The sequence below is a fragment of the Chryseobacterium sp. X308 genome (assembly GCF_020733145.1).
Lineage (GTDB): Bacteria > Bacteroidota > Bacteroidia > Flavobacteriales > Weeksellaceae > Chryseobacterium > Chryseobacterium cupriresistens.
Genome location: NZ_JAJFZH010000007.1, coordinates 135349 through 147573, shown reverse-complemented (window position 1 = coordinate 147573; position 12225 = coordinate 135349). Strand labels below are relative to the sequence as shown.

Genomic DNA, 12225 nt, shown 5'->3' with positions numbered 1-12225 from the left:
TATGCAATATAAGAATTATTTGGTAATAAACTCTTTTATAATGAGTTCTGCAATTTTGTGCAAAATTTCAGAGATTACTTTTACTTCTTGGTCAGTTAATTTTAGCCCCGAATTTAAAAGTATTTTTTTTGTTTTTTCAAAAGGAAGTTGCTGAATAGTATGATAACTATATAATGATCTTGGTAATGTCTTTATAGCATTACTTTTTCTTATTTTATGATTACGATTTCTCTTCATAAACCATCTCTATTTAGTCAGTTCCGGTACTATGTGTTTAACTATGAGTTAAATTACTATTAACTGCTTTATCATGGTGAATAGCTGCTCATTTGGAACATAATGTCTTTTGCTGGCTTATTTAATTGAATATTGTTTACAGATATTTCAAAAATAACCGGTAAAAAGGCAGCCAAGTTGTAACGGTCAGCCTTTCTATCTATATCCCTGTCAAAAGACTACGGCATAAACGGTTTCCTCCCTAAAGGTACCCTCCAGTTATTCCGTTTCCTTTTGCCTTTCACTTTGCCCGTAACAATAATCTGCTTTCTTTTTTCCAGTTTTTCTTTTGAGAAATATCAATAGAGTCTTGGGCTCAATAGGAAGAGGAATTGATTTAATAATTAAGCAGGTACGGGAAAAGAAAGGCTCCGCCGTATCCGGAGCAAAACAAATGAAGTTTAATATTGTCAATGAAATTAAATTAACTTATTCAAGAGAAGGGAATGCCGAAAAACTGATAACAAATTCAGATGATGCGGTTGAAGTATTCAGAGCACATTTTGATAGTAGCCAAATTGACTATAGAGAATCATTTTATGCACTCTATTTGAATCATGCACATAACGTTTTAGGAATAAAGAAAATTTCGGAATCTGGAATTTCTGCAACACTGGTGGATATTAGAATTATTATGCAGGCCGCCTTATTGTGTAATGCGTCATCTATTATTGTAGCACATAACCATCCATCGGGAAGTTTAAAACCGTCATCTGAGGATCTGAAAATGACCGGTAAAATCAGGAATGCCTCTGAATTTTTAAATATTCAACTGCTGGATCATTGTATTTTAACATCTACAGAATACTTATCATTTGCTGATGAAGGTTTACTGTGAGAGATTTTGTAAATTATAATCATAAAAACGGCGATTAAAGATTGCCGTTTTTTTAATTTTCGGCGAAAAGACAGATCTTCCTTTGGTCGAAGGTGTTTTTTCGCGGTAAATTTATATTGTACGATTGGGAGCATATTTGATAATTTTTGCCCTGACCAGATCTCTGTTTTTTACCTTTAACCGCTGATGGCAGCCATCGTTTTTTTCAAATTTTTCAATACGGGATACGAACTGTATTCTTTAACCAGTGTATTATCCATATTTCCATCTTTTAAAGTAACAAGTGCCATGCTTCCGCCACAGTTTATTGTTAACTTATTAAGGAAATAATACTTGATTCTTGTAATTCAATTCTTTTTAAAGATGAAAAAATCTCATAATATTTCAAAATCCAAACAAACTATCACATGGGTACAAACTCAGATTCGTTTCATTTAAAGCGTAAGGTATATAGTAGTAGACATAAAGGATTATTATAGTATTACCTAATCTTAAGCTGCCATGTCTGCTGAACATTTCCTTTACTTCTCAAGGCCTCCAGCTGTTGGGGAGATGCAGAATTCAATAAACTGGGAAGGCTGCTGAATTTTTCAAATTCAGGTTCATATTTATTTATAATAATAAATCCATTGTCATAAAAAAATTGTTCTGCCTGGTCAAAAGAAACAAAATAATTTTCCATGACATTATTTGATTTAAAGAAGCGTGCCCATTTTTTATCCTTATCGCTACCTACGGAACCTGTTTCGTGTTTGAGATAAATATCAGCTGTTACCCAGGTTCCTCCGTTTTCCTGCAAGACCGAATGTATATTTTTAAGGATTTGAGACTGCTTTTCTCTATCAAAATACATGAGCAGGCCTTCATTAATAATAAGAAGATCCTCATCTTTAGTCAGAATACTGCCGGGGTTCAAAACGTCAAATTCCTGAAACTTAAGGTTGCCGGGAACAGGAATATTCAGACGTTTTAACATTTCCATTTTTTCATTCATTACCGTCCTGAGATCAGTATCAAAATAGATCCTGTCAGGATTTTTACTGGTGTATTCCAACCCACGCAATGAATATCCGGCTGACAATTCAAGTACTGCCGAGGAAACACTCTTTTCAAGGAAAAAGTCAAGGGAAAGGTAGCGCATTTCAAAATGGAGCACACTTGCCCTGAACCCAAAATCTGAATTCAGTGGATTGTCAATACTGAAATACTTTGCAATTTCTTTTGCATACGGTATAGTCGTAGTTGCAGCTTTAAAGGTAATAAGCTCTTTTGCTGTGTCAGTTACTTTGTTTAGCATATTGTTCTGTTTTTTTTCTGCAAAGTAACAGTACAGATGTAGTTGGTGATAGGAAAAAACAGACCTGTTTATTTTTTAATAAACTCGTTTCCCAGTTTATTGTTTTTTTTCAGAAATACATTCGGTTGTAATGTTAAGACTTTACGGAAGCTTTGCAAAAAATGGGATTCATCATAAAAAAGATCGTACAGTTCATTTTTATTCTCTGGTTTTTTATTTCTTATGTAACGGTTAAATATCTCCTGAAAACGTACTATTGAGGCATATTCCTTGGGAGTAATTCCAGTCTGCAACTTAAAGAGTTTGTTAAGGTGGCGTTGCGAAGTATTAATTCCTGCAAAAAGATCTTTAATTAAAATATTGCCCTTGTGAGCGTTTATTTGTTCCGCAATATGGACAACACGGCTATCTGGTTCAAACCTTATCCTTTCTGTAAGCAGTTCGGTAAGCTGAGTTACTGATTCCTGAAGGTTTCCTGAAAAATCTGTCAAAACTTCAGAGCCGTCAAGCTTTCTTTTTGAGATGGAAACCACTTTGCTGAGATAATTGGAAAGATCGCTACCTGCTATTGAGTAATAACCGTATGGCTTGAAACTGATACCGATGGAATGTACGGGAACATTGCCTTTGAGCACAATTTTAGTATGGTGCTGTCCTACCAAATGAAGATCAAATGTCGAATGATGATAAGATTGATTTTGAATAATATGTTCATATTTCCCACTATAATTCCATATGACGATCCAACGACCTGATGGAATTATAGCTGCTTGTTCATCAGCTTCCATCTGCTCCGGGCTTTCAAATGACCAGATAGATTCAACATAATTCATTAAAGCTTCTGGTATTGGATAATATTTCATTTTAATTGGCTTAAATTAATTATTGAAGATATTTCTCATAAATGCAATATCAGCTAAACACATGCAATTTTACAACTTCAAAAAAGAATAAATAATATTATAAATTGATTTAAAATACAAATATGCTACTGGAAAATATCTTTATATTTTAAATTTATTATTATAGATTATGTTTGGTTTATATTTTTAACTTTTAACCAGTATTTGCTAGGGATATGGCTTGAATTTTGATATTTGTTTTTACCAATTTACTAAGATTTTTTGTTGAATCACTTTAAATGAAAAGAATATGATCATCGATGAAAATCTTTTGCTCGAAAATGGAGCTGTTTACAAAGACTATGCTGACAAAGAAATAATCTTTCATTTTGGTAGCATTCCTCAGTATTATTTCCAGATTGTTAAAGGAACAGTATAGGTAAATACTTACCATGAGGATGGTAAGGAATTTACTTTTAACATTTTATCAGCCGGACAGAGTGTTGGCACATCGCTTTTACTATTTATTTTTTGAGTAGTTGTATGAATCGGAATTTCCATTCTAGAACACCACTTTACGTGGTAGATTCCTGATATGCATTTTCGATGTCTATCGGTAGTTTATTTTACCTGATACGATATCGGTCTTGTAACCGTATATTGTTCTGTCTCCAATATCTGAAACCATTACAGTAAGGATTTCTTTTCCTGAAGCATTATATCTAAGTTCTGAGAATTGGCTGCGTGGATCAGGTTGGAGCTTAATTTTATTTTGCTCAGTTGTTTATTACAAAGCTGGAAAGCTTACCGAATGTTTATTTTAATAATAGATGAATTGAATCTGAGTGTCAATTACCTAAATTATATGTTCAAGGATTAAAGTAGGAAGACGACCCAACGGCATCTTCATAGCCGGTCGATAGAGATAGCCTAAGAATTACTTTGTAATTCATTCTTCTCCTATTTATCGTTGTTGGTACAGTAAATCCTGTGATGATAAAATATATTTTCGCAAAACGGCTTGGTTTTTGTAATTTTTTTAACCTACAAAATATTTATTCTCAAAACATCAGATCATGGCAGACAATAAATCCAAAAGAGGTTCATCTGACCGAAATAAAGTCAGCGGATCGGAAAATTACGAAATCCAATATTTTAAGGAAAAAATGGGAGTGACATCTCAGGCTGTAACAGGAGCGATAAGGGCAACCGGATCGAATGACCGTAAAATACTTGAAAAATATCTCAAGGAAAAACATAGAAAGTAAAGATTCTTTACTCACTGCAATAAATCTTAAAACTATTTTTATGGGCTTATCTGAATACCGCAAAAAGCGTTCTGAAGAAAAGACCCCAGAGCCTTTTGGAGGAAAACCAAATGGAAAAGAGCTGCATTTTGTGATTCAGAAACATGATGCCTCACATCTTCATTATGATTTTCGTCTTGAAATGGATGGGATATTAAAAAGCTGGGCAGTGCCAAAAGGGCCTTCAATGGATCCTGACATAAAAAGACTGGCTATGATGGTTGAAGATCATCCTTATGACTACCGGAATTTTGAAGGTATTACTCCCAAGGGGCAATATGGTGGTGGAACTGTGATCGTGTGGGACCAGGGGACCTATATGCCGGCAGATTTGCAAGATGAAGATCATACAAAACAAGAGAAGAATCTTCTTCATCAACTATATTCCGGGAAACTTAAGTTTATACTCAATGGTGAAAAGCTTAAAGGAGAGTTTGCTCTCGTAAAAGCGCATGGAAGGGGGGATAACGGCTGGCTGCTGATGAAGCTTGAAGATCAATATGCCAGTGAAAAAGATATTACAGAGAAAGGTAAGTCAGTGATTTCCGGTAAGACAATTGAACAGATGGAAAAAGCAACGGCTAATATCTATGGAAAAACAGATATTAATGAAGATGAGGCTGTAAAGAATAGGAAAAATACGAAAAGGAAAGCTGGAACCGATAAAGAACCTGAAAGTAAGAGTAACATCAAATCTCTTCTTAATAAATCGCCTGAACAAAAATTTTATACCCGAATTGAGCCGATGCTGGCAACATTGGTTGATAAGCCGTTTGATAATGATGAATGGATCTATGAAGTGAAATGGGATGGGTACAGAGCGGTAGCATTTATGAATGATGGTGAGGTTGAATTAAAGTCCCGTAACGATAAAAGTTTTGGCGAAAAATTTTATCCTATATATGATGAACTTAAAAAATTGAATCTGAATGCAGTGATAGACGGTGAAATTGTTGTCCTGACCCAAAAGGGTACCGCTGATTTTGGACGGCTTCAGAATTGGCGGAGCGAAGCAGATGGCGATCTGGTTTATTATGTGTTTGATATTCTATGGTATGAAGGCAAAGACTTAAAGGATCTTTCCCTTTTGGAAAGGAAAGCGGTCTTAAGGAAAGTGCTTCCTGAAAGTAACAGTATTATTGTCAGTGAACATTTTGAAACGTCAGGTACTGATTTTTTAGAAGAAGCGAAAAGGCTTGGCCTTGAAGGTATAATGGCAAAACGTAAGGACAGTGTTTATCATGTACATAACCGATCCCGGGATTGGCTCAAAATTAAAGCTAATAAAAGGCAGGAAGTTGTGATTGGCGGATATACCCTGAACGATGATTCCAATAAGCTCTTCAGCAGTATTCTTGTTGGAGTATATGAAGGCAGTAAATTCATATATACAGGAAAAGTAGGAACAGGATTCAATAGAAAGCTGCAGACGGAAATGATGGAACTTTTTAAACCGCTGATCATCAAAAAAGCACCTTTTGCAGAAGAGCCTGATGTGAATAAACCCTCACGGTTCAGACCCAACCCTCCACATGCAACGGTAACATGGCTTCGTCCTGAATTAGTGTGTGAAGTAAGCTTTGCAGAGATGACGAGTGATGGGGTTATGAGGCATCCTTCTTTTGAGGGAATGAGAGAGGATAAAAATGCGAAAAAAGTTGTTCTGGAAACAGAAGCACCTATAGAAAAGCTAGTAGAAGATCACCCTGGTAAAATGATAAAAGCAAGAACCGGGACCAGCCGTAAAACTCTTCTTAATCCGAAAGATAAAAGCCAGGTGCGGAAAATAAACAGACATGAACTCAAATTTACCAATCTTGATAAATTATTCTGGCCTAAAGAAGGGATCACAAAAAGAGATCTTATTAATTACTATTACCAGGCAGCCCCTTTTATTCTGCCTTATCTTAAAGACCGTCCGCAAAGCATGAACCGTTTTCCCAACGGTATCGAGGATGAAGGATTTTATTTCAAGGATGTTACGAAAACAGCTCCCGATTGGGCAGAAACTTATTTATATCATAGCGATACCGATAATAAAGACCGGCATTATCTTGTAGGAAAAGATGAGGCTACATTGCTGTATATGGCTAATCTGGGATGTATTGAAATGAATCCATGGAACAGTACCATTAAAAAACCTGAGCATCCTACTTTTTGTATTATTGATCTTGATCCGGATAAAAATTCATTTGAGCAGGTGATCGAAGCAGCGCAGGTAACAAAAGGTATTCTGGATGATATGGGGGTTCCAAGCTATTGTAAAACAAGCGGATCTACCGGGCTGCATATTTATATTCCTCTCGGAAATAAATACACCTACGAACAGTCAAAAGAATTTGCAAGAGTAATTGTTACTCTTGTACATAAGGAATTGCCTGAATTTACAAGTATCGAACGGACCATAAAGGATAGAAAAGGGAAGATGTATCTGGATTTTTTACAGAACAGACCTCATGCTACCATCGCAGCAGCTTATTCTGTCCGTCCGAAACCCGGTGCTACAGTTTCCATGCCGCTTTACTGGGACGAAGTTAAAAAGGGCTTGAAGATTGCTGATTTTCATATTTTCAATGCTATAGAAAGAATGCAGAGCGAAGGAGATATTTTTAAACCGGTATTAGGCAAAGGAATTAATCTGAAAAAGATCGTAGATCAGTTTTCGGATGAAATTAGGTAAAGAAGCATATCGGGATCAAGCATTTTTAAATATTAATATTTGCATCAAGACTACAGACCAATTCCTGATTTTATCAGTTTAAGTTTTCAAATTATTAAATTTGGAAGTCAAATTTGAAATGCAGTAAAAGTGGAATCAACAGACAATTTCGAATCTCATCTCTATTTCAGCTATACAAAGCACTGAACTTTCCTGTAGACCTGTTTGATCTTATGGAGGGATTCACTATTTTCAATTTAAGAGATATCCCGTTCAAACTTCCTTATCAATCTGCGTCTTACCGACCCAATTTTTCTCTTTTTTTGTTCTTCAAGAATGGCAGTGGAAGATATACAATCGATGAGCAAAGCTTTGAAGCTGAACCACATTCAATCTATTTTACCAATCCAAGTAATTATCGGACATTCAGCTGGAAGGAAATCGAGGACATTTTGTTAATTACTTTTGACGAAACCTTTCTTAAAAGTACGTTGGTGAAGATGTTTACGTAGATTTTCCATTTCTTCTTATTTAAACTGTAGACCAAGAGTGGTGACAGATGATTTTTTCCAAGAAGTTAAAGAGGTTAATGTCATTGTAGCACCAACCATCCTTCGGGAAGTTTAAAGCCGTCATCTGAGGATCGGAAAATGACCGGTACAATCAAGAATGCCTCTGAATTTTTAAATATTCAACTGCAGGATCATTGTATTTTAACGTCAGCAGAATACTTGTCATTTGCTGATGAAGGTTTACTGTAAGTGATTTGTAAATATAATCATAAAAAAACAGCAATTAAAAATTGCCGTTTTTTAAATTTTTTGGCGAAAAGACAGATTTTCCTTTGGTCGAAGATGTCTTTTCGCTGTAAATTTATATTGTACGATTGAGAGCATATTTGATAATTTTTGCCCTGACCAGATCTCTGTTTTTTACCTTTAACTGCTGATGACGGCCACCGTTTTTTTCAAATATTTCAATGCTGAGTGCCTGATCTTTCAGCAATGTAAATTGGTCGAAAAGATAAACACTTATAGCAGTGGAGTGGCTTTCTACATTTGTTACTGGAGAATATATCCGTACAGGACACATCACTTTTTCCTGAACAGCAGTCCGTTTGAGGTTTTTTTTATCCGTTATTTTAAAATGGATAAAATCGATATCATAATTGATATTTCGGCTGTTCTTGATCTGAAGAACAAAATAGAACTTGCCCCTGAATGTATTCAACGATTTCAATGAGAAATACACACCATCAGTCTTTGCATGAATATGTCTGGTGCCGCGTTTCGTACTTTTTTGCAGTGTTTTCATTATATGATCTGTAAGAGCGGATGAATCCCCTTGGAGTTCCTCAAACAGAACCTCAGGATCGCTCTCTTTTTCAGTCTCCATAAGTAATTTAGAAAGATCATAGCTGAGTATATCAGGATAAGGATCATATACAACATCAAAACTGTAAAACCTGCCATCTTTTGTGACCACTGAAAAATTGGTTTCTGTCTCGAAATCTTTTATTGCTGCTTTAATCCTTAAAATATTTCCTAGATCTTCTGTTTTGCCTGCTGTAAGATAATCACTACCCAAATCAACATATCGTATTGGCGAAGGAAATAGGAGATGGGTTGTTTTATCATAAGTGACCTGCATTTTGTATGGATTCAGCCGTGCCTTATGGAGCGGGCTATCTCCTGCACGGCTCTGCGCCTTAACAGTATTTATCAGAATAAACGAAAAAATTATTAAGAGCTTTATATGATGTATTATTCTCATGATGGTATAATTATATGTTATTTACTTTTTGGAACTAAGAAAACATGATGTCCTGTCTTTACAGTTACTTTTTGATTCCTGACCTTTTTCTGAAAATATCCCGCTATTCCCTGAATAACCCCTTTGGACATATCGGCAACAACCTGTTGTCCTGCAGACTGCGTCATCATAATGCTTGTTCCTGAATTCTGGCCCATGTTGGCGGCCATTTCACTGAGGGCACTTTGTTCGGAAGAGTAGGGAATATGTAGTCCTGGCAGTCCGTCATTATCGTGGATATCAATGTCAACAGGCTCAATCATGCCTCCATACTCTATGGCAGAGATATGAAGCTGCAATCTTTCGCCCTGAAATCTGCACTTGGCTTTCAGAAAAGTTCCAGAAGGGATTTTTATGTGTCCAAGCAAAATAGACTCCAGGATCCTTACTGAAATAACACTTTCAGAGGTGACTGTTTTTGTTTCTGGAATGACAGCGCGGATACTGTTTCTGGGTTGTGATTCCTGGAACTGTTGATCCTGAATTCCTGTAAATCTTTGAGCATAAATACTGCTAAGGGTGATGCTGTCTGATGTACTGCGGTATAAACTTGAAACAATAGGATGAATGACAGGCTTTGCAATGGTGATCATGGTTTTAGCAGAAGCTGATCCTTCTTTTATTTCGCCTTTATTTTCTGAAACCTCCTGTTTAGAAGTTGGAAAATATTTGGCCGCCATCTGGTAAGATTTTTCCATGAGCTCCAGCTGGTTATTGATACTTGTGCTGGCCGGTATTGATTCCCGCTCTGTAACCTCTGTTCGTAACCGATGGATTTCTTTTTTAAGGTGCTCCACTTCCTGATCATCCCTGCTGTAAAATGAGCCTAAGACTTGCCGGGTATTCTGATAACTGCCCATCGAATTCCGGGCGGATAAGACAGATTCAGATTTATCTTGTAAAGACATCGGATCCGAGGGTAATGTTTCTGAAGAAGAATCCGTCCAATAGTCTGATAAGGTTGTGAGGGCATTTTTTTTCTCTTCATTTTGCTGTTCAAGCAACTGCTGTTCATACGCTTTTTGCTTATCAGACTGCAACTGGCCGTCAGATGCCTGCGGAATAACTGAATTGAAACCTGCCTTTTCTGCGTTATCATTCTCTTTTTCCGGTTTAAAGACTAAGAACAGGAAACTCGCACATGCAATAACCATTAGTAGATAAATGAATGGTTTTTTCAACTGCTCAATCATGAGCTTTCGGTTTTCAAATCCGTATTCGGAACTATTGCTTTGGTTGCCTTCCCTGACTCTGATACTGCTGTTATTTTGGGCTTTCATCATGATTGTTTTGTGGGGAATTATAGATTGAATTGCCTGCCTGCTGTTTGATTTTGAGATCTGCTGGTGCAGTAGTGATATGCCTGATGAGCGGTATATCAGTACTGCCAGTTCCTTTTGCCCATATCCGAATGATAACAAGTATGGTCAAAAGTGTATATCCTGTAAAAAATAGTTTTGTCAGTACGCGCTGCTTTTTTATAGGAATTGCTTTCCACTGGCTTTCCGTTTTTTCTATCCACCGGTCAATTCGTAGGGTTAATTTCTTCATGTTTGTTCATTTATCGGTTAACGGTTTCGAGATCTTTATTTTCAAGTACATTGAATTTTTCAATTGTAAATCCCTGTGGATTACTGTCAGATCGTACTGAATTAACAAGGAAGCAGTTGGTGATCAGGTTTCGGATCGTAAGGTTACTGGATCGGATGATAAACTGCCTGCCATAAGTTTTTACTGAATATGGATAGCTGCTGAAATTCGCAGCGATACTGTCAATTTCAATTCTCTGCTGTATATTTCCACTGATTATCCGGTTATAATATCCTTTTTCAGAAAGATCTTTGTAGTAGTTGAATGCGGACTGATCAGCCAGATTAAATGCCCTTTTCACATTGCTTTCAATCGCATTTTTATCGGGGGCAATCGTAAAAAACAGTTCATGAAACCGCCTTACGTGCTCCCTTGCTTCTACGGGTCTGTTAATGGACATATCCTGGGACAGTGCAACCATAAGTGATTTGCCATTATCCAGGACATATATTTTTTGCCTCTGTTCTTCGGCAAAGCTATATGACTGATAGACAACAATACCAACCACCCCAAAGCATAGCAGAGCGAAAATGAAGGTGAATAACCTGATCTGCTTAAAGCTGTTTTCTATATTTCTTAAGGTTTTAAATTCCATGATTTGATGATTTTGTTATTTAAGAAGCCTTCCTGATATATTACCAGCTACAGAACCCGCCGCCGCACCGGCAATATTTCCTGACTTTTGTGCCATCTGGGTAACATTCCGCATAAAGTTTCCCGCTCCGCCCGCTTGAATGATCCAGCCTGTAACGGTAGGTACAGTGAAATAGCCAATGATTCCAATGATCATATAGATAATGTACACCGTATTGGAAGTATCTGGAATAAAGTTGGGATCTGCCAGCATTTCAATATCCCTTTCTATAATAAGGGATTGAATCTTTGCCAGGATAGCACTGAACATATCAGCCACCGGTAACCATAGGTATACACTGATGTATCTGGTCAGCCATTGGGTAAGCGTAGATTGAAAACCATCCCAAACCGATATGGCAAATGCAATAGGACCAAGAATCGAAAGTACTATGAGAAAGAAAGTTCTGATTGTATCAATCACCAAGGCCGCTGCCTGAAAGAGTATTTCCAGAAATTCTCTGAAACCGTCTCTGATATCTTTTTTAATGGCAAACATTTCTCTTTCAATATACATTCCCGACATTGTCACCAAATCAGAAGGTGACCATCCCAGTTCTTCCAATTTTTTGTCAAATTCTTCATCAGAAATGAGATAAGCCATTTCAGGATTTCGAAGCATAGCCTCCCTTTCCAGCAGATCTTTTTTCTGCTGGAGTTCATTAAGATCTAATACCTGACCCTCCAGCATGGAGTGGCTGCCCTGAACGACCGGACTTAATACTCCGTTGATGCTGCCTAAGACAATTGTTGAAAAGAACATAATGCAGATTCCGATGGCAAATGGTCTGAGCATAGGAAACAGATCAATCGGTTCGGCACGACTTAATGCCTGCCAAACCTTTACGGCCACATAGAATAATGCTCCCAGCCCTGCAACTCCTTTTGCAACTGCTGCCATGTCAGCACACATCGGCATCATCTCTTCATACACGGAACGAAGCACCTCATGTAAATTAGTAGGTTCCATC

Annotated in this window: 13 protein-coding genes and 1 pseudogene; 6 read left to right on the top strand and 8 right to left on the bottom strand. The window is 36.9% G+C overall.

Annotated features, from left to right (window positions below; genetic code table 11):
• Positions 1–15 precede the first annotated feature (15 nt).
• A complete protein-coding gene (locus LIV57_RS10340) occupies positions 16–237 on the bottom strand; it encodes a hypothetical protein (protein ID WP_202838622.1) in 222 nt (73 codons plus the stop codon).
• A gap of 349 nt (positions 238–586) precedes the next feature.
• On the opposite strand from LIV57_RS10340, the gene LIV57_RS10335 reads away from it, so the two are divergent.
• Positions 587–1114 (top strand): RadC family protein, encoded by a 528-nt coding sequence (locus tag LIV57_RS10335; RefSeq protein WP_227942507.1) that lies wholly within the window; start codon positions 587–589, stop codon positions 1112–1114.
• Between the two features lie 481 nt (positions 1115–1595).
• Here the strand turns inward: LIV57_RS10335 and LIV57_RS10330 are convergent, their stop codons facing one another.
• Both LIV57_RS10330 and LIV57_RS10325 read right to left on the bottom strand, forming a co-directional pair.
• On the bottom strand, positions 1596–2411 hold the full coding sequence (locus LIV57_RS10330) for a hypothetical protein (RefSeq protein WP_227942506.1): 816 nt from the start codon (positions 2409–2411) through the stop codon (positions 1596–1598).
• A 68-nt stretch (positions 2412–2479) separates the two neighbouring features.
• The gene (locus tag LIV57_RS10325; protein WP_227942505.1) at positions 2480–3274 is read right to left on the bottom strand and encodes a helix-turn-helix domain-containing protein; all 795 of its coding nucleotides are present in this window, start codon (positions 3272–3274) and stop codon (positions 2480–2482) included.
• A 289-nt stretch (positions 3275–3563) separates the two neighbouring features.
• Here LIV57_RS10325 and LIV57_RS22895 point away from each other — a divergent pair, with 289 nt between their 5' ends.
• The 5 genes and pseudogenes from LIV57_RS22895 to LIV57_RS10305 form a co-directional block, all read left to right on the top strand.
• Positions 3564–3692: a hypothetical protein gene (locus LIV57_RS22895; RefSeq protein WP_262908319.1), complete on the top strand. Its 129-nt coding sequence runs from the start codon at positions 3564–3566 to the stop codon at positions 3690–3692.
• 637 nt (positions 3693–4329) lie between these two features.
• A complete protein-coding gene (locus LIV57_RS10320; protein WP_202838626.1) occupies positions 4330–4521 on the top strand; it encodes a DUF3606 domain-containing protein in 192 nt (63 codons plus the stop codon).
• A gap of 40 nt (positions 4522–4561) precedes the next feature.
• Positions 4562–7240 carry a DNA ligase D gene (gene ligD / locus LIV57_RS10315; RefSeq protein WP_227942504.1) on the top strand — a complete coding sequence of 893 codons (2679 nt, stop codon included), beginning with the start codon at positions 4562–4564 and terminating at the stop codon, positions 7238–7240.
• A 113-nt stretch (positions 7241–7353) separates the two neighbouring features.
• Positions 7354–7731, top strand: a complete 378-nt coding sequence (locus LIV57_RS10310; protein WP_227942503.1) for a hypothetical protein — start codon at positions 7354–7356, stop codon at positions 7729–7731.
• 102 nt (positions 7732–7833) lie between these two features.
• A pseudogene (locus LIV57_RS10305) lies at positions 7834–7980 on the top strand (JAB domain-containing protein); the annotation flags it as partial.
• 112 nt (positions 7981–8092) lie between these two features.
• Here LIV57_RS10305 and traN read toward each other — a convergent pair.
• Genes traN through traJ form a run of 5 tightly spaced genes read right to left on the bottom strand, consistent with a single transcriptional unit; the run spans position 8093 to position 12224 of the window.
• Positions 8093–8992, bottom strand: a complete 900-nt coding sequence (gene traN / locus LIV57_RS10300; protein ID WP_227942501.1) for a conjugative transposon protein TraN — start codon at positions 8990–8992, stop codon at positions 8093–8095.
• A gap of 17 nt (positions 8993–9009) precedes the next feature.
• Positions 9010–10314, bottom strand: a complete 1305-nt coding sequence (traM, locus tag LIV57_RS10295) for a conjugative transposon protein TraM (RefSeq protein ID WP_227942500.1) — start codon at positions 10312–10314, stop codon at positions 9010–9012.
• Positions 10295–10582, bottom strand: coding sequence for a hypothetical protein (locus tag LIV57_RS10290; protein WP_227942499.1), 288 nt, complete (start codon positions 10580–10582; stop codon positions 10295–10297). Before LIV57_RS10290 ends, traM begins: the two co-directional genes overlap by 20 nt.
• 10 nt (positions 10583–10592) lie before the next feature.
• Entirely contained in the window at positions 10593–11216 is a 624-nt protein-coding gene (gene traK, locus LIV57_RS10285; RefSeq protein ID WP_227942498.1) for a conjugative transposon protein TraK, read from the bottom strand.
• Between the two features lie 15 nt (positions 11217–11231).
• The gene (traJ, locus tag LIV57_RS10280) at positions 11232–12224 is read right to left on the bottom strand and encodes a conjugative transposon protein TraJ (RefSeq protein WP_227942497.1); all 993 of its coding nucleotides are present in this window, start codon (positions 12222–12224) and stop codon (positions 11232–11234) included.
• Position 12225: the final 1 nt, after the last annotated feature.